Origin of the sequence: Brevundimonas intermedia, from assembly GCF_027922165.1 — a bacterium.
In the GTDB taxonomy this organism is placed as follows: Bacteria; Pseudomonadota; Alphaproteobacteria; order Caulobacterales; family Caulobacteraceae; genus Brevundimonas; species Brevundimonas intermedia.
Genome location: NZ_BSFD01000002.1, coordinates 86,586 through 109,041, shown reverse-complemented (window position 1 = coordinate 109,041; position 22,456 = coordinate 86,586). Strand labels below are relative to the sequence as shown.

Annotated in this window: 27 protein-coding genes; 16 read left to right on the top strand and 11 right to left on the bottom strand. The window is 67.3% G+C overall.

The genetic code is table 11. The features are described from left to right. Position 1 precedes the first annotated feature (1 nt). From PKE72_RS03080 to PKE72_RS03050, 7 genes are all read left to right on the top strand, one after another. Positions 2-733 (top strand): TorF family putative porin, encoded by a 732-nt coding sequence (locus tag PKE72_RS03080; RefSeq protein ID WP_271164004.1) that lies wholly within the window; start codon positions 2-4, stop codon positions 731-733. 10 nt (positions 734-743) lie between these two features. Further along, positions 744-1,322 carry a K(+)-transporting ATPase subunit C gene (gene kdpC / locus PKE72_RS03075; RefSeq protein WP_271164003.1) on the top strand — a complete coding sequence of 193 codons (579 nt, stop codon included), beginning with the start codon at positions 744-746 and terminating at the stop codon, positions 1,320-1,322. Continuing rightward, positions 1,323-4,022 carry a DUF4118 domain-containing protein gene (locus PKE72_RS03070; protein WP_271164002.1) on the top strand — a complete coding sequence of 900 codons (2,700 nt, stop codon included), beginning with the start codon at positions 1,323-1,325 and terminating at the stop codon, positions 4,020-4,022. Then, the gene (locus PKE72_RS03065; RefSeq protein ID WP_271164001.1) at positions 4,022-4,711 is read left to right on the top strand and encodes a response regulator; all 690 of its coding nucleotides are present in this window, start codon (positions 4,022-4,024) and stop codon (positions 4,709-4,711) included. The genes PKE72_RS03070 and PKE72_RS03065 overlap by 1 nt, the downstream gene beginning before the upstream one ends. Before the next feature lie 140 nt (positions 4,712-4,851). Beyond that, entirely contained in the window at positions 4,852-5,244 is a 393-nt protein-coding gene (locus tag PKE72_RS03060; RefSeq protein WP_271164000.1) for an NADH:ubiquinone oxidoreductase subunit NDUFA12, read from the top strand. Continuing rightward, the gene (locus PKE72_RS03055) at positions 5,241-5,882 is read left to right on the top strand and encodes a DUF2155 domain-containing protein (RefSeq protein ID WP_271163999.1); all 642 of its coding nucleotides are present in this window, start codon (positions 5,241-5,243) and stop codon (positions 5,880-5,882) included. The genes PKE72_RS03060 and PKE72_RS03055 overlap by 4 nt, the downstream gene beginning before the upstream one ends. A 16-nt stretch (positions 5,883-5,898) precedes the next feature. Then, positions 5,899-6,240 carry an EF-hand domain-containing protein gene (locus tag PKE72_RS03050; RefSeq protein WP_271163998.1) on the top strand — a complete coding sequence of 114 codons (342 nt, stop codon included), beginning with the start codon at positions 5,899-5,901 and terminating at the stop codon, positions 6,238-6,240. On the opposite strand, the gene lepB is transcribed toward PKE72_RS03050, so the two are convergent. The 7 genes from lepB to PKE72_RS03015 form a co-directional block, all read right to left on the bottom strand. Beyond that, on the bottom strand, positions 6,237-7,010 hold the full coding sequence (lepB, locus tag PKE72_RS03045; RefSeq protein ID WP_271163997.1) for a signal peptidase I: 774 nt from the start codon (positions 7,008-7,010) through the stop codon (positions 6,237-6,239). The genes PKE72_RS03050 and lepB overlap by 4 nt on opposite strands. A gap of 82 nt (positions 7,011-7,092) precedes the next feature. After that, the gene (gene aat / locus PKE72_RS03040; protein ID WP_271163996.1) at positions 7,093-7,779 is read right to left on the bottom strand and encodes a leucyl/phenylalanyl-tRNA--protein transferase; all 687 of its coding nucleotides are present in this window, start codon (positions 7,777-7,779) and stop codon (positions 7,093-7,095) included. Then, positions 7,776-8,792 (bottom strand): 2-hydroxyacid dehydrogenase, encoded by a 1,017-nt coding sequence (locus PKE72_RS03035; protein ID WP_271163995.1) that lies wholly within the window; start codon positions 8,790-8,792, stop codon positions 7,776-7,778. Before PKE72_RS03035 ends, aat begins: the two co-directional genes overlap by 4 nt. A 27-nt stretch (positions 8,793-8,819) precedes the next feature. Beyond that, entirely contained in the window at positions 8,820-10,172 is a 1,353-nt protein-coding gene (accC, locus tag PKE72_RS03030) for an acetyl-CoA carboxylase biotin carboxylase subunit (protein ID WP_271163994.1), read from the bottom strand. 3 nt (positions 10,173-10,175) lie between these two features. Next, positions 10,176-10,664: an acetyl-CoA carboxylase biotin carboxyl carrier protein gene (accB, locus tag PKE72_RS03025; protein ID WP_271163993.1), complete on the bottom strand. Its 489-nt coding sequence runs from the start codon at positions 10,662-10,664 to the stop codon at positions 10,176-10,178. Positions 10,665-10,711: 47 nt separating this feature from the next. Beyond that, positions 10,712-11,158: a type II 3-dehydroquinate dehydratase gene (aroQ, locus tag PKE72_RS03020; protein WP_271163992.1), complete on the bottom strand. Its 447-nt coding sequence runs from the start codon at positions 11,156-11,158 to the stop codon at positions 10,712-10,714. Between the two features lie 250 nt (positions 11,159-11,408). Beyond that, positions 11,409-11,591 (bottom strand): hypothetical protein, encoded by a 183-nt coding sequence (locus PKE72_RS03015; protein ID WP_271163991.1) that lies wholly within the window; start codon positions 11,589-11,591, stop codon positions 11,409-11,411. Between the two features lie 323 nt (positions 11,592-11,914). Here PKE72_RS03015 and thiS point away from each other — a divergent pair, with 323 nt between their 5' ends. Beyond that, positions 11,915-12,112, top strand: a complete 198-nt coding sequence (thiS, locus tag PKE72_RS03010) for a sulfur carrier protein ThiS (protein WP_271164670.1) — start codon at positions 11,915-11,917, stop codon at positions 12,110-12,112. On the opposite strand, the gene PKE72_RS03005 is transcribed toward thiS, so the two are convergent. Then, on the bottom strand, positions 12,113-12,490 hold the full coding sequence (locus tag PKE72_RS03005; RefSeq protein WP_271163990.1) for a type II toxin-antitoxin system VapC family toxin: 378 nt from the start codon (positions 12,488-12,490) through the stop codon (positions 12,113-12,115). 5 nt (positions 12,491-12,495) lie between these two features. Beyond that, positions 12,496-12,765, bottom strand: coding sequence for a type II toxin-antitoxin system Phd/YefM family antitoxin (locus PKE72_RS03000; protein ID WP_271163989.1), 270 nt, complete (start codon positions 12,763-12,765; stop codon positions 12,496-12,498). Between the two features lie 115 nt (positions 12,766-12,880). On the opposite strand from PKE72_RS03000, the gene PKE72_RS02995 reads away from it, so the two are divergent. Beyond that, positions 12,881-13,663, top strand: a complete 783-nt coding sequence (locus PKE72_RS02995) for a HisA/HisF-related TIM barrel protein (protein ID WP_271163988.1) — start codon at positions 12,881-12,883, stop codon at positions 13,661-13,663. A 378-nt stretch (positions 13,664-14,041) separates the two neighbouring features. Here PKE72_RS02995 and PKE72_RS02990 read toward each other — a convergent pair whose 3' ends face one another. Further along, positions 14,042-14,797: a tRNA1(Val) (adenine(37)-N6)-methyltransferase gene (locus PKE72_RS02990; protein WP_271163987.1), complete on the bottom strand. Its 756-nt coding sequence runs from the start codon at positions 14,795-14,797 to the stop codon at positions 14,042-14,044. A gap of 123 nt (positions 14,798-14,920) precedes the next feature. Between PKE72_RS02990 and PKE72_RS02985 the strand changes: the two genes are divergently transcribed. Genes PKE72_RS02985 through PKE72_RS02975 form a run of 3 tightly spaced genes read left to right on the top strand, consistent with a single transcriptional unit; the run spans position 14,921 to position 17,345 of the window. Then, on the top strand, positions 14,921-15,937 hold the full coding sequence (locus PKE72_RS02985) for a polyprenyl synthetase family protein (protein ID WP_373878066.1): 1,017 nt from the start codon (positions 14,921-14,923) through the stop codon (positions 15,935-15,937). Further along, entirely contained in the window at positions 15,927-16,595 is a 669-nt protein-coding gene (locus tag PKE72_RS02980; protein WP_271163986.1) for a squalene/phytoene synthase family protein, read from the top strand. Before PKE72_RS02985 ends, PKE72_RS02980 begins: the two co-directional genes overlap by 11 nt. A gap of 24 nt (positions 16,596-16,619) precedes the next feature. Then, the gene (locus PKE72_RS02975; RefSeq protein WP_271163985.1) at positions 16,620-17,345 is read left to right on the top strand and encodes a sterol desaturase family protein; all 726 of its coding nucleotides are present in this window, start codon (positions 16,620-16,622) and stop codon (positions 17,343-17,345) included. A 6-nt stretch (positions 17,346-17,351) separates the two neighbouring features. Here PKE72_RS02975 and trmFO read toward each other — a convergent pair whose 3' ends face one another. Further along, complete coding sequence (trmFO, locus tag PKE72_RS02970) at positions 17,352-18,746, bottom strand: methylenetetrahydrofolate--tRNA-(uracil(54)-C(5))-methyltransferase (FADH(2)-oxidizing) TrmFO (RefSeq protein WP_271163984.1); 1,395 nt, start codon at positions 18,744-18,746, stop codon at positions 17,352-17,354. Between the two features lie 76 nt (positions 18,747-18,822). Here trmFO and PKE72_RS02965 point away from each other — a divergent pair, with 76 nt between their 5' ends. From PKE72_RS02965 to PKE72_RS02950, 4 genes are read left to right on the top strand one after another with little or no spacing between them, the layout of a single operon-like run. Further along, a complete protein-coding gene (locus PKE72_RS02965; protein ID WP_271163983.1) occupies positions 18,823-19,617 on the top strand; it encodes a hypothetical protein in 795 nt (264 codons plus the stop codon). Continuing rightward, complete coding sequence (locus tag PKE72_RS02960; protein ID WP_271163982.1) at positions 19,610-20,527, top strand: hypothetical protein; 918 nt, start codon at positions 19,610-19,612, stop codon at positions 20,525-20,527. Before PKE72_RS02965 ends, PKE72_RS02960 begins: the two co-directional genes overlap by 8 nt. Before the next feature lie 57 nt (positions 20,528-20,584). Further along, entirely contained in the window at positions 20,585-21,466 is an 882-nt protein-coding gene (locus PKE72_RS02955; protein WP_271163981.1) for a hypothetical protein, read from the top strand. Between the two features lie 30 nt (positions 21,467-21,496). Next, positions 21,497-22,447, top strand: a complete 951-nt coding sequence (locus PKE72_RS02950) for a CPBP family intramembrane glutamic endopeptidase (RefSeq protein ID WP_271163980.1) — start codon at positions 21,497-21,499, stop codon at positions 22,445-22,447. Positions 22,448-22,456: the final 9 nt, after the last annotated feature.

Below are 22,456 nucleotides of genomic sequence, written 5' to 3'. Positions count from 1 at the left end.
CATGCGTAATCGTCTCAACAAGGCCTCCGGCCGTAACGACGCCTGGTTCGCCGCCGCCTGTATCGCCGCAATCGCAGGCCTGGGCCTGTGCAGCGAGGCCAAGGCGCAGGATGTTTCGGCAAACGTCGCCCTGACCTCCGACTATGTCTTCCGCGGCGTCAGCCAGACCCAGGAAGATCCGGCGATCTCGGCGGGCGTCGATCTGACCCGCAATGGCTTTTACGCCGGCGGCTGGGCCTCCAACGTCGATTTCGGCGACGACACCGATGCCGAGGTCGATCTCTACGCCGGCTATCGGCCCGAGTGGGCGGGCTATGCCCTGGACTTCGGCGTCGTCGGCTATCTGTACGCCGGCCAGCCGGACGGCGCGGATTATGACTATGCCGAGCTGAAAGCCGCAGCCTCGCGCGCCGTTGGCCAGACACCCTTTGGATTGGCCACCCTGGGAGCGGCGGTCTATTATTCGCCCGACTTCTTCGGCGCGTCGGAGGACGAGGCGACCTATGCCGAGATCAACGGCGCCGTCAGCCCGGCCGACAAATGGACCGTGTCGGGCGCCGTCGGGCGTCAGTGGGTGTCTTCGGACCTCGACTACACCACCTGGAACCTGGGCGCGGCCTATCAGCTGACCGACACCCTGGCGGTCGACCTGCGCTATCACGACACCGATCAACACGACTTCGGCGACATCTACGGCGCGCGCGCCGTGACGACGCTGAAGGCCAGCTTCTGAGGCGACGATCATGGTCAATTCGTTCCGTCCGGCCATCGTGATGATGGCTTTGTTCACCCTCCTGCTGGGGCTGGCCTATCCGCTGGCGGTGACGGGGATTGCCCAGGCCGCCTTCCCCGGGCAGGCCAACGGCAGCCTGGTCCGCGACGCCGGAGGGCGGGTCGTCGGCTCGGCCCTGATCGGCCAGCCGTTCGTGGGCGCGACCTATCTGCATCCGCGCCCCTCGGCGGCGGGCGACGGTTATGACGCCGCCGCCTCGTCGGGCTCGAACATGGGGCCGTTGAATCCGGACCTGGCGGCGCGGGTCGCCGAAAACGCCCAAGCCATCCGCGCCGAGGACGGCGCCGGCGTCATCCCCGCCGATGCGGTGACGACCTCGGGTTCGGGCCTCGACCCGGACGTGTCCCCGGCCTACGCTCGGCTTCAGGCCGCGCGGATCGCCCGCGCCAGAGGCGTTTCCGTGCAGCAGGTCCAGACCATCATCGACAGCCAGACCGAGGGGGCCTTCCTCGGCTTCATCGGTCAGCCGCGAGTCAATGTTCTGCTGACCAATCGCGCGCTGGACGCCCGCTTCGGCGCGGAGGGCTGATTGCCCGAGACGGCGCCCGAAACGCCCGCGCCTTCAGCCGTTCCGCGCCGCAAGCGCGGGCGGCTGAAGGTGTTTCTGGGCATGTCGCCCGGCGTGGGCAAGACCTACGAAATGCTGCGCGCCGCCCGCCGCCGAAAGGCCGAGGGGCTGGATGTCGTGGTCGGGCTGGTCGAGACCCACGGCCGCAAGGAGACCATGAGCCTGCTGCGCGGGCTGGACGTCATGCCGCGCGCGCCGATCGACCATCGCGGCCGGTCGCTGATGGAATTCGATCTCGACGGCGCCCTGGCGCGCCGCCCCGGCCTGCTTCTGGTCGATGAATACGCCCATTCCAACGCGCCCGGTTCGCGCCATCCGAAACGCTGGCAGGACGTGGAAGAACTGCGCGACGCCGGGATCGACATCTGGACGACCCTGAACATCCAGCATCTGGAAAGCCTGTCCGACGTCATTCTGCGGATCACCGGCGTGCGCCAGCGCGAGACGGTGCCCGACAGTCTCCTGACCGAGGCCGACGACATCGAGGTGGTGGACATCACGCCCGAGGACCTTCGCGCCCGCCTGGCCGAGGGCAAGGTCTATGTGCCCGAGACGGCGCGGGTGGCGTCCGAGAACTTCTTCAAGCTGGAGAATCTGACGGCCCTGCGCGAACTGGCCCTGCGCCGCGCGGCCCAGACGGTGGACGATCAGCTGCTGTCGCATCTGCGGGATCGCGGCGTGTCCGGGCCCTGGGCGGCGGGCGAGCGGATCCTGGTTCTGGTGGGCGGCGACGCCATGAGCGCGTCGCTGGTGCGGACCGGGCGGAGGATGTCGGACATGATGATGGACGCCCCCTGGTCGGTGGCCCATGTCGAACGGCCGTCAGGTTCCCGCTCGGACTCCCGCTCCATCGCGCGCCTGTCCGAGGCCTTCAAATTGGCCGAGCAACTGGGTGCGCGGCCGGTGACGCTGAGCGGCGACGACGTGGTGCGCGCCGTCCTGGATCACGCCCACCGCAACAACGTCACCCAGATCGTCATCGGCAAGACGCGGGGAGGGCGGTTCGCCGAATGGACCGGGCGAGCACTTGCGACCGAACTGCTGCGCAAGGCCCAGGGCGTCGCGGTTCATGTGGTGACTGAAGACAACCTGGCGGCGCCCGAACCGGCGACTCGGCCGGGACCGCGCAGCGCCGTAGATTGGCGCGCCTATTGCGTGAGCGCCGGGTTCATCGGGGGGGCGACCGGTGTCGCCCTGCTGCTGGATACGCGGTTCGAGCGCGTCGATCTGGGCGTCATCTATCTGGCGGCGGTCGTGGCGGCGGCGGTGCTGAACGGGCTGCGGCCTGCGCTTGCGGCGGCGACCCTGGCCTTTCTGACCTACAACTTCTTGTTTCTTCAGCCGCGCTACAGCTTCCTGATCGGGTCCCCCACCGACTTCCTCACCCTGGTGCTGTTCTGGGCCGTGGCCCTGGGCGCCGGCGCGCTGGCGGGACGGGTGCGCGAACAGGCGCGGGCGGCCCAGAGGCGCGCCGCCGCCGTCTCGGCTCTGCTGGCCGCCAGCCAGACCCTGTCTGCGGCCCAGGGTCGCGCGGGCACGGCCCGAAGCCTGGCCGAACAGGCCTCTGCCGCCGCCGGGGCGGGGGCGGTGGTACTGCTGCCGGACGACGACGACATCGTCCTGACGGCCGCCAGTCCCGAGGGCGTGATCCTGGGCGCCGACGCCATGGCCGCCGCCCGCTGGGCCTGGATGCATGGCGAGGTCGCGGGCCACGGCACCGGCACCCTGCCGCAGAGCCGTTGGCGGTTCCAACCCTTGCAGGGCGTGCGGGGCCGGGCCGGGGTGGCGGGGATCGACGCCTCGGCCGTGGCGGCGGGCTCGGACGAGGAGCGGCTGGCCCTGGCCCTGCTCGATCAGGGGGCCGTGGCCCTGGAGCGCGTCGATCTGGCAGGTCAGGCGCTGGAGACCGAGACCCTGCGCCGGGCCGACCGTTTCCGCGCCGCCCTGATGAACTCGGTCAGCCACGACCTGCGTACGCCGTTATCGACCGTGCTGGGCTCTGCGACGACGCTGATCGACTATGGCGCGAGTCTCAAGCCCGAGGTGCGCGACGACCTGCTGCTGAGCATCCGAGAAGAGGCCGAGCGCCTGTCGCGCTATGTCGGCGACCTGCTGGACATGACCCGGCTGGAGGGCGGCGGCCTGAACGTTCGCACCGACTGGACCGACGTGCGCGACATCCTGAACGCGGCGGCCGAACGGGTGTCTCGCCGGTTGGGCGCGCGGCGCATCACGCGCGACTTCCCCGCACAGCTGAGCATGGTCGAGGCCGATCCGGGCCTGTTGGAACAGGCCGTGGTCAACATCCTGGAAAACGCCATCGCCTACAGCCCCGACGGCACGACCATCGAACTGGCGGCCTATGAGGACCGGGGCGCTGTAGTCATCTCCATCGAGGACGAGGGCAGGGGCATCCCCACCGCCGAGCTGGAACGGGTGTTCGACAAGTTCCGGCGCATGGAAGAGTCCACCGACCGCGCCCCTGGCCGTGTCCAGGGCGCAGGCTTGGGCCTGGCCATCGCCAAGGGTTTCGTCGAGGCTCTGCGCGGCCGTATCGCCGCCGCCAGCCCGATCCAGGACGACCCCGACGGCGAGAAGCGCGGAACCCGAATCCTGATCAGCCTGCCCAAGTCCATCGCCACCCACCCGGATCTGCTGTGATGCCCGCCGTTCGCCCCCAGGTTCTGGTCATTGACGACGAACCCCAGATCCACCGCTTTCTGTCCCCCGCCCTGGACGCGGCTGGCTATGAGCCCAAGCGCGCCGACAGCGGTCAGGAAGGTCTGCGGGCCATCGCCCTGTGGAGCCCCGACGCCGTGGTGCTGGACCTCGGCCTGCCCGATATGGACGGCAAGGACGTGCTGCTGCGGGCGCGCGAGTTCTACAAGGGACCGATCATCATCCTGTCCGCGCGCGACCGCGAGGCGGAGAAGATCGCGGCCCTCGACCTGGGCGCGAACGACTATGTCGAAAAGCCCTTCGGCGTCGGCGAATTGCTGGCGCGTATCCGGGCGGGGTTGCGCCAAGGGGCGTTGAAGCCCGTCGCGGGCGGAGTGGTCACCGCCGGCGATGTGTTGATCGACCTGGACCGCCGCATCGTCACCCGCGCGGGCGAGCGCGTGAAGCTGAGACCCAAGGAGTATGAGGTCCTGGCCTATCTGGCGCGAAACGCCGGGAAGGTGCTGGGGCACGGCGATCTTCTGACCACCGTCTGGGGCGCCGGGCATCTGGCCGATGTCCAGTATCTGCGCGTCGTGATCGGGCAACTCAGGCACAAGTTGGAAGTTGATCCTGCGGAGCCGGCCCTGGTCGTCACCGAAGCCGGCGTGGGCTACCGCCTCGAAGTCTGAGGCTCGCGCCCGCCTCGCGCGTCATCGGCGGACCCGAACTGGAATGGATCAAGCGCGCTGGACGAAGCGGGCGAGTGTTTCTATGATCCGCCGCAGCCGTCGGGTCTTTTCTGCGGTGTCTTTCGCGTGGGTTTGACGACGTGCTGAACAAGATTTTCGCCTGGTGGAACGGGGCCACGATCGGCACCCTCTTCACGATCGCCAAGCGTGGCCGCTACGTCGGGACCGACGAGATCGGCAACAAGTATTACGAGGCCAAGGACAACTCGAGCTACGACGGCCGCAAGCGCCGTTGGGTCGTGTACGAAGGCTATGCCGACGCGTCCAAGGTTTCGGCCGATTGGCACGGCTGGCTGCGCTATACCTTCGACCTGCCGCCGACCGAGGCGCCCCTGCCGCGCCGCGCGTGGGAAAAGGACCACCTGCCCAATTTCACCGGCACGCCCATGGCGTGGCGCCCGCAGGGTTCGCTGGCCGCCGAGGCCAAGCGTCCCGCCGCGACCGGCGACTATCAGGCCTGGACGCCCGAGTGAGACCGAATCGGCTCCTGCTTGGCGGAGCGGCCGTCGCTGCGGTGCTGAGCGCCGGGGCCGTGACGGCCAGCGTCCTTCAGGATTCGCCGCGTGACGCCCGCCCGGTGCAGGAGCTGGCCGCGCCTGCGTCCACTGCTCCGGCCGAGACGCCGCCTGCCGGTGCGCCTGCGCCTTCTACGCCTGTGGTCGTGACCCCGCCGCCGTCCGTCATCATCGCCGAAGACGCCGCCGTCGCCGAAAAGGCCGAAGAAGAAGCTGAAGCCGAGAAACCGGTCATCGAAAAGGCCATCGAACAGCCGGCCACGCCCGCCCGCCGCCAGCGGCGCAAGTTCGCGGTCATCCAGGCCATCGATAAGACCACGGCCGAGACCATGAAGTTCGAGGTCGAGGTCGGCGGCCGTCCTGTGCGTTTCAACCGCAATCTGATCTTCAGCGTCCGCGCCTGTGAGGTCACGACGCCGGACGAACTGACCGAGGACGCCATCGCCTATGTCGACGTCTCGCTTCAGTCGCGCGGCGTGAATCAGCCTGCGGATCCGCGGCAGCTGTTCCGGGGCTGGATGTTCGCCTCGTCCCCGGCCGTCAGCGGCCTGCAAAGCCCCAACTACGACGCCTGGGTGGTGGGCTGTAAGAACTGAGGGCGAGGAGGCTGGAATGAACCGTCAAAGACCCCTCAAGAAGAGCGAGACGGTCGAGATCCGACTGCCGCACGCGACCAAGACCGCCTTCATGGACAAGTGCCGCGCCGAAGGCCGCACGGCCAGCGACGCCATCCGCCGCTTTATCGACAGCGAGCTGGACCGCTCGACCACGAGCCGGTCGTCGATCCGCATGGGCTGGCGTCAGTTGCTGGCGGCCGCTGTCGCCGGACTGGCCCTGGGCGCCGTCGCCGCGCCGTCGCTGGCCCAATCCGTGACCCCGGATCGGACGGCGTTCGAGCGTCTGGATCGGGACCACGACGGCGCGGTGAGCTTTGAGGAATTCCGCGCCCGCTAGCGGATAGGCTTCAGGAACCGGCCCCATTGCAGGTTCAGCCAGGTCCAGGGCTTGAACAGGCCGGCGCCGGGTTTCCACGAGGCCGCCACGATCTCGGCCCGCCCCACGATGTTTCCAGCCGGCAGCAGGCCGACGCCCAGATCGGCGGGCCAGCGGCTGTCCAGCGAGTTGTCGCGATTGTCGCCCATCATGAAATACTGACCCGCCGGCACGCGGTAGATCGGGGTGTCGTCGCCCGGCTGATCCGGCCCGCCGTCGTAGGCGACATAGGTCTTGCTGCTCGCCAGGGTCTCGCGCACTTCCAGCACGCGGCGCTGGGGGGCGTCGTGGTCGCTGACCATCTGGAGCGGGGTCTGGCGAATCATGCGCCCGTTGACGAAGACCTGCCCCATGCGGACCTGCACGGTGTCGCCGGGCAAGCCGATGACACGCTTGATCCAGACCTGATCGGGATCGTGAGGACGCCGGAAGACTACCACGTCGCCTCGTTCGGGCTGGCCTCCCAGCAACCGGCCGTCGGGCAGGGGCGGGTTGAAGGGCAGGGACGCCCGGCTCCAGCCATAGGCGTATTTGGACACGACGATATAGTCGCCGGTCACCAGGCCCGGCTCCATCGAAGAGGAGGGAATGGTGAAGGGCTGAAACAGCAGGATGCGGATCGCCATCGCCAGGATCAGGGCGGTGGCGAGGGTGACGCCGATCTCTCTGATTTCTCGCAAGGAGGACGCGATGGGCGGAGCTTCGGCGGCAGCGTTGGGGGAATGGGTCATGCGCCGTGGTAGGCCGCAAAGCAGAGGGGCTGCGCCAGCTCAAGCTTGTCCGGACAGGCCGCAAACCGTGTCCGGACAGAGGTCAGGCCGGTTGACGCGCCCAGTCCACAGCCTCTGTCCCTGTCATGGGCGCCGTCAGAGCCGTCTCGTCCACGGCCACCTTCAACGCGGGTTTCAGCCGTCGCAGATAGGCCGCCTGAGGCGTTTCCACCGCGCCGAACTGGCTGAGGTGGTCGGTCAGGAACTGGGCGTCCAGCAGGGTCCACCCGCCCTTGCGCAGGCGCGCGACCAGATGGACCAAGGCCACCTTGGAGGCGTCGCGTTCGCGGCTGAACATGCTCTCGCCGAAGAAGGCCCCGCCCAGGGAGACGCCGTACAGGCCGCCGACCAATCGCTCGTCCTTCCAGCATTCGACGGAATGGACGAAGCCCTGGGCGAACAGGGCAGCGTACAGGCGGCGGATCGGGGCGTTGATCCAGGTATCCTCGCGCTCGGGCCCCTGGGTCGCCGCGCAGCCCTCCAGCACCGCCTCGAAGGCGGTGTCCACCCGCACCTCGAACGGTTCGCCGCGCACGGTACGGCGCAGGCGGGTGGGGATGTGGAAGGCGTCCAGGGGTATGACGCCCCTCTGCTCTGGCTCGATGATGAAGACGCGCGGATCGTCGCGCGACTCGGCCATCGGAAACACGCCCCGGGCATAGCAACCCAGCAGGTCCTCGGGGCCGAAGCCGCCGAAAGCGCCGCCGGCGCTGAAATCAGGCTCGTTCATGGGGCGGGGCGGATCTGGTCGGCGGTGACGCGATTGGCGGGGATGCGGCCGGCCTCGATTTCGGCCAGGCCCGACAGGGTCGTCACGGCGATGGCCGTCAGCGCCTCTTCGGTCAGGAAGGCCTGGTGGCCCGTGACCAGGACATTGGGGAAGGTCAGCAGGCGCTGGAACACGTCGTCCTGAACGATCTCGTTCGACAGATCCTCGAAGAACAGGTCGCCTTCCTGCTCATAGACGTCCAGGGCGACGCCGCCGACCCGCCGGCTCTTCAACGCGTCGATCAGGGCCTGGGTGTCGATCAGGGCGCCCCGGCTGGTGTTGACGATCATCACCCGCGGCCGCGCCGCCGCCAGGGTCGGGCCGTCGATCAGGTGGCGCGTATCGGGCGTCAGCGGGCAGTGCAGGCTGATGATGTCGGACTGGCGCAGCAGGGTCTCGCGATCGACGTAGCGGACGCCGATCTCGGTCAGGGCCGGATCCTCGACCACATCATGGGCCAGCACCTCACAGCCGAAGCCCAGTTTCAACGCCCGCGCCACCAGGGCGCCGATCCGGCCCGTGCCCACGATCCCGGCCGTCCGCCCCGACAGGTTGCGGCCGATCAGGCCGTCCAGGGCGAAGTTGTTCTCGCGCACCCGGGCCGAGGCGCGGGGGATGTTGCGGTTCATCGCCAGCAGCAGGCCCAGGGTGAACTCGGCCACCGCCTCGGGCGAATAGGCCGGCACGCGGATGACGGTCAGGCCCAGGGTCTCGGCGGCGCGCAGATCGACATTGTTGTAGCCGGCGCAGCGCAGGGCCACGGCGCGCACCCCGCCTTGCGCCAGTCGGGTCAGGGCGGGGGCGTCCAGCCGGTCGTTGACGAAGACGCAGACGGCGTCGAAACCGTCGGCCAGCGGCGCGGTGGTCTCGTCCAGCCGCGCCTCGAACCAGCTCAGGTCGTGGCCGAACTCGGCATTGGCCAGGTCGAGGAACCGGCGGTCATAGGCCTTGGTCGCAAACACCGCGATACGCATGGGCCGGTTCCTCTGATCAAGCGGACGTCAGGCGTCGCCCTTCTGACGGGCGGCCCACTTCTCCAGCCAGTGGATGTCATAGTCGCCGGACAGGATGTCGGGCTCCTGCAACAGCTTCTGGAACAGGGGGATGGTGGTATCGACGCCGCCGATGACGATCTCGTTCAGCGACCGCTTCAGGCGCGCAATGGCCTCTTCGCGGTCGCGGCCGTGGACGATCAGCTTGCCGATCAGGCTGTCGTAATAGGGCGGGATCGAATAGCCGGCGTAGATGGCGCTATCCAGACGCACGCCCAGGCCGCCGGGGGCGTGGAAGTCGGTGATCTTGCCCGGCGACGGGGTGAAGGTCTCGGGGTTCTCGGCGTTGATCCGCACCTCGATGGCGTGGCCTTCGAAGCTGATGTCCTCCTGGGTGAAGGACAGGGGCAGGCCGGCGGCGATACGAACCTGTTCGCGGACCAGGTCCACGCCCGTGATCATTTCCGTAACCGGATGCTCGACTTGCAGGCGGGTGTTCATCTCGATGAAGAAGAACTCGCCGTCCTCCCACAGGAACTCGATGGTGCCGACGCCCAGATAGCCGATGGCGGCGATGGCCTTGTTGACCGTCTCGCCGATCTTCTTGCGACCCTCGGCCGACAGGGCGGGCGAGGGGGCCTCCTCCAGCACCTTCTGGTGACGACGTTGCAGCGAGCAGTCGCGTTCGCCCAGGTGGACGACATTGCCGTGGCTGTCGGCGATGACCTGGATCTCGATGTGGCGCGGCTTCTGGAGGTAGCGCTCCATATAGACGGCGCCGTTGCCGAAGGCGGCCTTGGCCTCGGACTGGGCGGTCTGCACCGCCTCGACCAGATCGTCAGCCGTCAGGGCCACCTTCATGCCCCGTCCGCCGCCGCCCGCCGCCGCCTTGACGATCAGGGGGAAGCCGATGGACTTGGAGGCCTCGATCGCCGCCTCGACGGTCTCGACCTCGCCCTTGGAGCCGGGGACCACCGGAATGCCGGCGTCCATGACGGTCTGTTTGGCGCTGATCTTGTCGCCCATGACCCGGATATGTTCGGGCTTGGGGCCGATGAAGGTCATGCCGTGGGCTTCGACGATCTCGGCGAAGCGGGCGTTCTCGGACAGGAAGCCATAGCCGGGGTGGATCGCCTGGGCGCCGGTGATCTCGGCCGCCGCGATGATCGAGGGGATGTTCAGATACGACTTGGCCGCCGAGGCGGGGCCGATGCAGACGCTCTCGTCGGCCAGCCGCACCCACATGGCGCCGCGGTCGGCTTCCGAGTGTACGGCGACGGTGGAGATGCCCATCTCCTTGCACGCGCGGTGGATGCGCAGCGCGATCTCGCCGCGGTTGGCGATCAGGACTTTCGTGAACATGGTTTAGCCCTCGAGCAGGACGAGGGGCTCGCCGAACTCGACCGGCTGGGCGTCGCCGACCAGGATCTCGACCACGACGCCGTCGCGCGGGGCCTGGATCGGGTTCATGGTCTTCATGGCCTCGACGATCAGCAGGGTCTGGCCCTTCTTGACCTTGTCGCCCGGCTGGACGAAGGGCGGCGCCTCGGGCGAGGCCTGTAGATAGGCGGTGCCGACCATCGGCGACTTCACCTCTTCGCCGGCGCGGGCGACGATGGTGGCCGGGTCCGACGGCATGGAGACCGGAGCGGCGGCGGCTGCGGGCGCAGCGGCCTGCGCCGGGGCGGCGGCGTACTGGACCGGCGCGGCGTTGACGGTGATCTCGCGCGCCACGCGGATGCGCAGCTCGCCGCGCTCGACCTCGACCTCGGTCAGGTCGGTTTCGTTCAGGATCTCGGCCAGCTGGCGAACCAGGGCGGCGTCGATCTCGGCGTGTTTCTTGTCATCGGCCATTGGGGTGCGCCTTTGTCTTTCGTCTTGGAATGCGAACGGGTCGGCCCTTAGGCGCGTTCCCGAACCTTGGTAAGAGCCGCCTGGACGGCCAGTTCATAGCCGGCCGCGCCGAAGCCGGCGATGACGCCGGTCGCCGCGGACGACACATAGGAGTGATGGCGAAACGCCTCGCGCGCCGCCGGATTGGACAGATGAAGCTCGATGACCGGGATGGTCAGGGTCTTCAGCGCGTCGTGCAGGGCGACCGAGGTGTGGCCATAGGCCGCCGGATTGATGATCAGGGCCTGCGCCTTTTCACGCGCCTCCTGGATCCAGTCGACCAGCACGCCTTCATGGTTGGTCTGGCGGAACACGATCCGGGCGTCGCCCGCCGCCGTCAAGCAGCGCTGCTCGATGTCCGCCAGGGTGTCGCGGCCATAGATCTCCGGCTCCCTTGCCCCGAGGAGGTTCAGGTTGGGGCCGTTCAGCACATAGATGACGGACGTGTCGGACATCGGTTCTCGAATCGAGGCTCCGGAATCGGGCGACCTCTGACGGTTCAGGGCCGGCCTTGTAGCTTAGGCGCGGCGCGGGTCAAAGCGCAGCGTCGAAACGGCTTGACCTAACGTCATCCGCGCGGGCGTCAACGGCTTTCCCGTCGCAGGGGGCGAGAAGGCGGGGAAAACGGGGGGGCGGACGGTTTGGAGGAGCGCTTGGAGGCGGCGGCGGTCTTGGTCCTTCGGCAGACTAGGCGCTCGAGAACCGTTAAGTGGCCTTGCGTAGAACGAGGATGCTGGCAAGGCCAAGGATCACACCTAAGATCAAAATCCAGGTGATTGCGGGGACCAGAATGCCCTGGCGGAATCCATAAAATAACAAGCCAGCACACAAAGCGCCGAACCAGGCCACCGCCTGTAGAATGGCGAAACCTCTAGAATGCTTCTTCATTTCGCCACCCCTGGAACCGTGACTTGGAGGCTGGTTAAATCGTCGGATGTTGGCAAGAGGATGAGTCGCGATAGAGGTTGAGGCGCGGCGCCCAACATCGCCCACCGCCGTCATCCTCGGGCTTGACCCGAGGATCGGACGCGGATCGGGCGTTGCGTCGGGGCTGTCGTACAAGCGGCGGGCCACTCGATCCTCGGGTCAAGCCCGAGGATGACGAATAGGGGGCGGCCACGATGAATGCGGCGGTGAGTACGGCGGCGCCTCATGCCCTTCGCGCCGAAACGCGCTATGACACGCCCACACAGGACATCGAGGCAGACGGTTTGCATATCCAAGTCAACGGCGATCCACGCGAGGTCTATGCGACGACCGTGACGGAGCTGGTCGAAGAACTGGCGCTGGACCCCCGCAAGGTGGCGGTCGAGCGCAATCTGGAGATCGTGCCCCGGTCGCTGCACGCCGTCACCGCCCTGGCCGAGGGGGACCGGATCGAACTGGTCCAGTTCGTCGGCGGCGGGTGATCAGACCTTGAGGATGGGGCCGGGGTAGAAGGCGATCTGCCGGTCGGCCGTCAGCAGTCGCATGCCTTCGGTCATGGCCTGGGCGATAAGCAGCCGGTCGAACGGGTCGCGGTGGATCAGCGGCAATCCGGCCAGTTCCAGCGCGTGTAGGCTGGTCACCGGAATTTCCTCATAACCCGCGTCCAGCAACTGGCGGCGGAAGACCTGGGCGTCCACGTCGAAGTCAGGTCGCTTCAGGGCGTGCTTGACGACGACCTCCCAGATATTGACCGCGCTGAACACCAGTTGATTGTCGGGATCGGCCATCAAGGCTTCCGCCTTGGCGGGAAGCCGTGCGCGATCCTCCGACGCCCAGAGCAGCAGGTGGGTGTCGATCAACAGCCTCATTGGCCGTCGTCGCCCTCGTGAACGCCTTCGCCATAGAACACGGCCTCGATTTCGGCCTGTCCCATGGTGTCGAAGTCGTCGGGAATTTTCACCTGGCCGCGCATGAAACCGAACCGACGCGAGGTGTCGATCGGCGCCTCGTCCAGCGGGACCAGTTTGGCCACGGGCTTGCCCGCCTTGGCGATGGTGATGGTTTCACCCTTGGCGGCCCGGTCCAGCAGGCGGGACAGGTGGGTCTTGGCCTCGTGGACGTTGACCGTTTCCATGCGTCGCTCCGGGTGAACTTAGTCCACTTAGTTTAGTCCATCGGGGGCCATCTCGCAACGCGGCGTGATCGATCCACCCTTTCGCATCGTCCCCGACAGGACTAGGTCACCCCCCATGACCGATACAGCCCCCGAAACCTGGTCCGTCGCCGGCCGCACCTTTACCTCGCGCCTGATCGTGGGCACCGGCAAATACGCCGACTATGCCCAGAACGCCGCCGCCGCCGAGGCGGCGGGGGCCGAGATCGTGACCGTGGCCGTGCGCCGGGTGAATCTGACCGACCCGAACCAGCCGATGCTGGTCGACTATGTGAAGCCCGACCGGTTCACCTTCCTGCCCAACACCGCCGGCTGTTTCACCGGCGAGGACGCGGTGCGCACCCTGCGCCTGGCGCGCGAGGCGGGGGGCTGGAGCCTGGTCAAGCTGGAGGTGCTGTCCAACACCGCCCACCTGTACCCCGACATGATCGAGACCCTGCGGGCGCTGGACCTGCTGATCAAGGACGGGTTCGACGTCATGGTCTATTGCACCGACGACGTCGTCATGGCCAAGCGGCTGGAAGACGCCGGCGCCGCCGCCATCATGCCCGCCGCCGCCCCGATCGGCTCAGGCCTGGGCATCCAGAACGAGGTCAATGTCCGCCTGATCGTCGAACAGGCCAAGGTGCCGGTCCTGGTGGACGCCGGGGTGGGCACGGCCTCGGACGCGACCCGGGCGATGGAACTGGGCTGCGACGCTGTGCTGATGAACACCGCCATCGCCGGGGCCAAGGATCCGATCCGCATGGCGCGGGCGATGAAGCATGCGGTGATCGCGGGGCGCGACGCCTATCTGGCGGGGCGGATGGCCAAGCGGATGTATGCTGACCCGTCGTCGCCGCTGGCGGGCTTGATCTGAGGCAGATCGCCCCTCTCCCGCCGGGAGAGGGCTTGAGCGCACGGCGGCGCAGCCGTCGTTCTGGCGCGAAAGGGTGAGGGGCGCGGTGGTGCGAGCTGGCCCACCGGCCGACCCCTCATCCGACCCTTCGGGCCACCTTCTTCCGCAAGGGGAGAAGGAAGGCAGTGGGCGCCATCGCGCACAATGACGCTGGTTCCGTCTCAGGGTTTTCAACCGCTTGCCTGTTTCTCGCGCCGCCTTTCCCATCGGGGTTCGCCGCGCCTGTAAAATGCGTCCCATGACCCACGGCGGCGCCATCTCAATACATTTTCTGTCGCCTTGGCGGTTTGGCGCTTTTGGCGCTTTGTCACCCTGTTTTTAGGACAGGGCGCCAGACCCTCACCAATCCAGCGCCGCCCCGCCCCTCAGGATCGCCTCGGCCTCGGGCCTGTGCTTGGCCCCCGAACGGTCGTGCAGCACCAGGGGCGGCAGCAGGCGCAGGGGCGCCTTGCCGGTCTTGATCGCCTGGACCAGAACCCGCTTGGCCGGTTGGTCGGCGAAGGGCTGGACCGGGCGGATGGCGATGGACCCGGCCTTGTCCCCCAGCAGGGCCAGCAGGTCAGCCAGACGGTCGGCCCGGTGGATGATCACGATCCGACCGCCCTCGCGCACCGCTTTCAGCAGCAGGCCGGTCCAGGCGGCCAGGCCGTCATCGGCCATCCAGGCGCCCTGTTTGCCCGGCGCCGGCGCGCGCAGGGCGCCGGGGTCGTCGAAGAAGGGCGGGTTCGACACGGCCCAGTCAAAGGGCGCCAGGTCCAGGGCGCGGAACCCCGCCGCCACATCGCCGTCCAGGATGGTGGTGCGATCCCCAAACCCGTTCAGCGCCGCATTCTCGCGCGCCAGGCCGGCGGCGAGCGAATCGCGTTCCAGCCCCGTCAGCGAAACCCCGGCATGACGTGCGGCGATCTGCATCAGCACGGCCCCCGCGCCGCAGCCCGCCTCAAACAGGCGCTCACCCCGCCGGGGCGCGACGGCGGCGGCCAGCAGGGCCGCGTCCATGCCCGCGCGATAGCCGCGCGCGGGTTGGCGCAGGCGCACGCGGCCGTTCAGCAGGGCGTTCTCCACGACATCCGGCGCGGCGGGGACGCTGTCCAAACCTCAATCTCCTTGACCCTCCGGGGGTCGATCACCATTGTGCGCGCCATCGCGATCCGGCAAGCGGACGCGGACGGAATTAGCTGCGCGGCGGACGTCGCGCGACGTGTGAAAGAGTATCCCTTGGACGCAGTCCTCGCCGCCTCTCCCCGACCGAAGGGGGATGTGAACGCCCTCGTCCGGCTGGCCGGAACCGACATGGCCGAGGTGGATGCGCTGATCATCGACCGGATGCAATCCGACGTGCCGATCATCCCCAAACTGGCCGAACACCTGGTCTCGGCCGGGGGCAAGCGGTTGCGACCCCTGCTGACGGTCGCCGCTGCGAGGGCGGCGGGCGCTGAGGGGGACATCCTGTCGCCGAAGAAGCTGGCCGCTGCGGTCGAGTTCATCCACACCGCCACCCTGCTGCACGACGACATCGTCGACGCCTCCGAACTGAGGCGCGGCAAGGTGGCGGCCCATCTGATCTGGGGCGCGCCCACCAGCGTTCTGGTCGGCGACTTCCTGTTCGCCCGCGCCTTCGAACTGATGGTCGAAACCGATTCGATGCGGGCCCTGGGCATCCTGGCCCAGGCGTCGCGGGTGATCTCGGAAGGCGAGGTGCTGCAACTGACCCGCGCCCACGACCTGAACCTGGATCAGGCCACCTATCTGCAGATCATATCGGCCAAGACCGCCGAACTGTTCGCCGCCGCCGCCGAGGCGGGGGCCGTGGGCGCCGGCGCGGATGCGGCCGCGACCCAGGCTCTGCGCGACTACGGCATGGCCCTGGGCATCGCCTTCCAACTGGCCGACGACGCCCTGGACTATGGCGCGACGGCCGAGGCCCTGGGCAAGAACGCCGGCGACGACTTCAACGAGGGCAAGGCCACCCTGCCGCTTCTGCTGGCCGTGGCCCGCACCCGGGGCCGCGAGGACGATTTCTGGGAGCGGACAGTGACCAAGGGCGAACGCACGCCCGAGGACTTCGCCCGCGCCCGCGAGTTGGTCGTCGGCTCGGGCGCGATAGGCGCGACCCTGGATCTGGCCGGCGACTATGCCGATCAGGCCAAGGCCGCCCTGTCGGTCCTGCCCGCGTCCGACTGGCGCACGGCTCTGGAAGACCTGGCCGATTTCGCCGTTTCGCGTGCCGCCTGAACCAGTGAATGAACCCGGTTCGGCGGCGACGGTCGCGGCGAACCTGGACGCCCAGGTTCGCGCCGCCGATCTGGACCGCTGGCTGTCCAGCCGCCTGGTCGCCGACGACCGCGCCCGCACCGACCTGATCACGCTCTACGCCTTTGAGGCCGAGCTGATGTCCATCCCCACGCGGGTGACCCAGCCCCTGCTGGCCGAGATGCGCTACACCTGGTGGGCGGAACAGATGGAAGGGGTGTTCGCCGGCGTCGCCCGCAAAGGCCATCCGGTGCTGGAGGCCCTGACCGACCTGGTCGCCCGCCACGTCCTGGACCGCGCCCCCTTCGACGCCCTGATCGAGGCCCACATCGGCCGCGTCCACGGCGAGCCCCACGACCTGGACGCCTTCTACGTCGGCCCGATGCAGACGGCGGTCCATCTGCTGGCTGGGCCGGGCCACGCGGAGAAGGTGGTCGAGGCGGGACGGGTGCGGGGGCTTGGGCAGGTTGGCCGCACGGACGAGGCGAGGGCCGCTCGTAGAGTCGCCAATCGCATGCTCAAACATCTGCCGCCGAGAGCCTTTCCTGCCGTGGCGCCCGCGACGCTGATCGCTTCCAATGAACCCGACCCGCTGAAGCGATTACGGCTTGTTTGGGCTTCACTTCGTGGCGCAATCTAACCTGCGGCCGTCGGAGGTTCCTTCATGCTTATGCTGGTGTATTTGGCGACCTTCACCATATTCTCGGTCATCTTCACGCGTGAAGTGATCGCACCGGCGTCTGGGGCGTCGTGTGATAGGCGTTGGCGGCTATATGCTGGCGGATTGAACGCCGCCAATTTTGTCGTGGTCGTCGCGGCGGGTTTCCTGTTCAAAGGTTGGATCGCTGGCCATTCCCTGTTTTCTCTGGGGAATAGTCTGGGCGTTGTGTGGGGAAGTCTGGCGACGTTTCTGGCCTCAAGCCTTTTAGCCTACGGCTATCATCGCGCGATCCACAAGTCAGATCGGCTCTGGCGGTGGGTGCATCAGCTCCACCACAGCCCGACGCGGATCGAGGCGCTGACGGCCTTCTATGTCCACCCGTTCGACGCCCTGCTGGCTAGCCTGCTCAATGCCGTCGTCGCCTATTTAATCTTGGGCGTTCAGGCGCCAGCGGCTGGCTTGGCGTTGATCTACGTCACCCTATTCAACCTGATCGCCCATGCCGACGTACGAACGCCATGGTGGCTGGGCTTCTTCGTGCAGCGGCCTGAGATGCACCGGCTGCACCACGAACGGGGCGTCCACGCCAGCAACTATGGCCTACCAATTTGGGACATGATCTTCGGGACCTGGCGCAATCCGCGATCCGGCTGGGTCGAATGCGGCTTTCCTGACGACAAGGAACGTCTTATCCGGCAAATGCTCATGCTGAAGGACGTGGGCGGCTGAAAGCGATCAGCCCGCGTCCCGCCACGCCTTCAGGCTCTCCATCGCGCGGATACTCATCAGGCGCTTTTTGGCCCGGCCGCGTTCCTTCAGCGGGATCTTCTTGCCCTCTTCATCGACCTTGGGCGCCTCCAGCGGGGGCAGCAGGCCGTAGTTGATGTTCATCGGCTGGAACTTCGAGCCTTCCAGATGGCCCCCGGTGATGTGTTCGACCAGGGCGCCCATGGCGGTCTCGGGCGGGGGCGGCGACAGGTCGCGGCCCAGAGCTTGCGCGGCGGCGAGGCGGCCGGTCAGCAGGCCCATGGCCGCGCTTTCGACATAGCCCTCGACCCCGGTCACCTGGCCGGCGAAGCGCAGGCGGGGCATGGCCTTGAGCCGCAGCTGCTTGTCCAGCAGCTGGGGGCTGTTCAGATAGGTGTTGCGGTGCAGGCCGCCCAGACGCGCGAACTGGGCGTTTTGAAGCCCCGGGATCATGCGGAAGGTCTCGGCCTGGATCCCGTGCTTCAGCTTGGTCTGGAAGCCGACCATGTTGAACAGGGTGCCCAGGGCGTTGTCCTGGCGCAGCTGGACGATGGCGTAGGCCTTGACCAGGGGATCGCGCGGATTGGTCAGGCCGACCGGCTTCATCGGGCCGTGACGCAGGGTCTCGCGGCCTCGTTCGGCCATGACCTCGATTGGCAGACAGCCGTCGAAATAGGGGACGTGCTCCCAATCCTTGAACTCGGCCTTGGGGCCGGTCAGCAGGGCGTCGATGAAGGCCTCGTACTGGTCCTTGTTCATCGGGCAGTTGACGTAGGCGGCGGCGTCTCCGCCCGGGCCTTCCTTGTCATAGCGCGACTGACGCCAGGCGATGTCGAAGTCGATGCTGTCGGCGTGGACGATGGGGGCGATGGCGTCGAAGAAGCTCAGGCTCTCCTCGCCGGTCGCCTTCAGGATGGCCTCGGCCAGGGCGGGCGAGGTCAGGGGGCCGGTGGCGACGATGACATTGTCCCAGTCCTCAGGCGGCAAGCCTGCGATCTCCTCACGCACGATGGTGATCAGCGGGTGGGCCGCCAGTTTCGCCGTCACGGCGGCGGAGAAGGCGTCGCGGTCCACCGCCAGGGCGCCGCCCGCCGGCACCTGATTGACGTCCCCGCAGGCCATGATGATCGAGTCCAGCGCCCGCATCTCGGCGTGCAGCAGGCCGACCGCGTTATGCTCCCAGTCGTCCGACCGGAAGGAGTTGGAACAGACCAGTTCGGCCAGGCCGTCGGTCTGGTGGGCGTCGGTCTTTACGCCGGGCACGCCGCGCATCTCGTGCAGGATGACCGGCACGCCGGCCTGGGCGATCTGCCAGGCGGCCTCCGAGCCGGCGAGGCCGCCGCCGATCACGTGGATTGGGGAAGGAGAGGGGGAAGCAGTCATCGCGGCCTTCTAGCCGCCGTCTGGCGTGATGTCATGATCCCCTGCTATGTCGGTACGGGGATATGGGGGCGTAAGCGTGAGCAGTCATCGTTATCTGCGGCTGGGTCAGGCCCTGTCGGCGGCCTTCGCGGGGCTTCCGCGCGCTTGGAAACGCGCATGGGGTGCGATCCTGGTCTGCGCTGTGGTGTGGAGTTCGGCCTATCTGGCGTTGGGGGCGGTCAGTGTGATTTGGGCGCCCTTCGGTCTGGCCGGGAGCCTGGTGCTGATCGGCGCCCTGACGCGGATCGCCGTCAGCGACGACGTCACGAGCGCGAAGCGACTGGGCCTGGGGCGCGCGGGGTTGCAGTTCGGCCTGCCGGAACTGCGTTTGCTGGGCGCCGCCTTGCTGTGCGCGGTCTTCATGGCCATGATCCTGTCCGTGGTCGCCCTGTTGCTGCTGGCGGTGTTCGGTATGGCGGGGCTCGACGCGGAGGCGATCAATCAGCGGAACTGGGCGGTGGTTGGGCCCGTGTGGAAGCTGTCGCTGTTGGCGGTCGTGACCGTTTTTGCGTTTTACGGTGTTCTGGTGATGGTCGTCCGGTTGTCGCTGTTCGCTCCGGCGACCCTGGGGCGGGGACATATGGTGTCGCTGAACAGCATGGGGATCGCCCAAGGCAGTTTCTGGCCGCTGCTGGGCGGATTGCTCGTCGTTGGTCTGCCCAAGTTCGTGCTGTTGGTGCTGACCGGCGGGGGACTGCTGTCGGGCCTTCTCGGCTGGACCGTCTGGGTGGTGGTTTTGAGCGGCCTCGAAGCGCCTCTGACGATGGCGTTCCTCGGCGCGGCTTATCGACAGCTGGAGTATTGGACCCCGCAAGGAGCGACCCATGACTAAGTCCTTTTCCATCGGCGAAGCCATGGTGACGCCTTCGCGCGTAATCCGGCGGCATCCGCTGGCGGTCTTCGCTTGGGGCTTTGTCATCATGGCTTTCAGTCTCGGCGCCGTGGCCCTGATGTTCGGCGCCCTGGCCGACTTCCCTCTGGCCGATGGCGCAGAGCCGCCGCCCGAGATGTTCGGTCAGTTGATGGCGTTTCAGGGCGTGTCCATGCTGCTGAACTTCGGCCAAATGTTCCTGGCGGTGGTCATCTGGGCCGCAACCATGCGGGCGACGCTGAGGATCGGTCAGCCGGATCGGTTCTTCTTCTTGCGAGTGGGGATGGACGAATTGCGCCTGGCGGTGGTGGGGCTGGCGTTGTTCTTCGGAGCCTATGTCGCGGTGATCATCTTGGTCATGCTGGGCTTCGCCCTCGGCTTCACCCTTTGGCAGATCAACGAGCCGGCCGCCGTGATCGCCGGCGTCGTCATGAGCCTCGCCCTGATCGTGGCGGTCGCCGTCGCTATGGCGCGGCTGTCCCTGATCGCCCCGGCGACGATGATGCTGAAACGGTTCGCCTTTGTCGAAGGCTGGACCCTCGGCAAGCGGCGAACCCTGCCGCTGCTGGGTCTGCTGGCGTGTACCTGGCTGGTCTATATGGCGCTCTACTTCGTCGCGGCATTCGTGATCATTGTCGTCCTATTCGCCAGCGGCGTCTTCGCTGGCTTCGGTCAGGGGGCGGTTCCGGAAACCTTCGGCGACTTGTTCCCGACCACTGGATCTGTGTGGGCCGTCGTCGCCCTCCTGCTGATCCTCGGCAGTTTCGTCTATGGCGTCGTGCTGACCCTGCTTAGCGCGCCGTTCGTCTCGGCCTGCCGCCAACTAATGGACGGCGCACCGAGCGACGCTCCCCAAGATGGCTTGCCGTAAGGGGACGCGGTTGACGCAATGGTCTAGAGGTATGACGAATCTGGTCTGGAGTTCGTGATGAGTTTTTCCGCCACTGAAGCGGCATTCGAAGGTTTCCGGGTGGTTCGTCGCCACCCGATGACCGCTCTGTTCTGGGGGCTGGCCTACCTGGTCCTGTTTTTGGGCATGTTCGGTCTGGGGGCGGGGCAATGGGCGGCGATCATGGCGTCAGCGGAGGCGATGGAGCAATCGTCGAATCCGTCGCCTGAAGACCTGATGGCGCTGGGCCGCGCCTATGCGGGCTTATTCGTCTGGATGGCGCCTCTGAGCCTCGTCGTCGGGGCCGTGCTTAGCGCGGCGGTGGCGCGGTCTGTCCTACGTCCGACGGAGAGCGCCTGGGGCTATCTGCGCCTCGGTATGGACGAAGTCCGGGTGCTGGCGGTCACGGTCGCGATCGCTTTGATCGTTGGTTTGTCCAGCGGGGTGTTGTTCGGACTCGTCGGAATCGCCTTCGGCATTGGGGCGGCATCCGGGCAGGCGGTGATGTACCTTCTCGCCTTGGTCCTGACACTGGGGGCGGTCGGCCTGATTGTCTGGCTGTCGGTCAAACTCTGTCTGGCTGTTCCTATTACTATGGACCGCCGAAAGTTCAGCCTTTTTGAGTCCTTCGCCGCGACCAAGGGACAGTTCTGGCCGCTTCTGGGTATGGCCCTTCTGGCAATCGTGATGAGCTTCGTCGTCAGCATCCTAGGCACGATCATTAGTGCGGGAACTGACTTGGCGACGGGCGGCGTCGCTGGACTGTCACGTTTCGACGGCCTGACCACAGGCGAGGTTCTGGCTCAGGGCTGGTCCGCTATCCTCGTGTGGTCGGTGGTCAACGCCGTTCTTTCGGCCTTGCAACTCGCGGTGCTTTACGCGCCGTTCTCGTCGGCTTGGCAGGGGCTTCGGGAACGCTGAGCGTTCGGGATTATTAGGGGGGAAGACGATATGGCGGGGATCGAGCTCTACGCGCCGAGGACGCCGCACCATCGACGCACCTGGACGGCGGCGGCTCTGGTGCTTGCTGTGGTCTTTATTGCACTGGGCCAGACCATCACCGCTGTTCCCGGCATCATGCTTGGGCTGGTCTCGATGGATGGACCGGTCGGCGGGTGGGTCGGGACCGCCTATATGCTCGCTGGGTTTGCGACCATAGCGGTGATCACCCTCATCTGGGTCGCCGTGTTCGAACGTCGCGGCTTGGCGACCATTGGCTTCAACGGTTCGGGGCTGACGCGCTTCCTGCGGGGTTACGGCATAGGCTTAGCCTTCCTGCTGGTCGTCGTGGGCGTGATCGCGGCTCTGGGCGGCTATCGGATCGAGGGCGGAGGCGCCTTTACCGCGCCGTCGATCCCAACGGCGCTCGCCCCCATTCTGGTGCTGCTACTTGGCTTCATCATCCAGGGATCGACTGAAGAGATCGTCACACGCGGCTGGCTGATGCAGGTCATTACGTCCCGCCATGGGCTGGGGTGGGGCATCGGGTTGAGCGCGGCCCTCTTCGGCCTGTTGCACGCCGCCAACATCAAGCCGTCGCCCGAACTGGTGATGGGGGTAACGAATGTGATGCTGTTCGGCGTCTTCATCGGTCTGTACGCGGCCCGCGAAGGCTCGCTGTGGGGCGTGTGTGGCTGGCATGCAGCCTGGAACTGGCTGCTGGGTCTGGGTTTCGGCCTGGAGGTGTCGGGCCAGGTGATCGAGACCAAGCCGTTGATCCTTGATCTCGCCACGCGGGCGGAACTGCCGTGGTGGGTCACAGGCGCCGCCTTCGGGCCGGAAGGCAGTATCGTCACCACGGCCGTCCTGCTGGTCAGCTCAATCGTGCTGGCAGTGCGCGGCCGCAGTGAAGACTATGGGGTCAGCGGCGCCGTCACCAGCGCCACGAACCTGGAACCCTGAAGCGGGGCG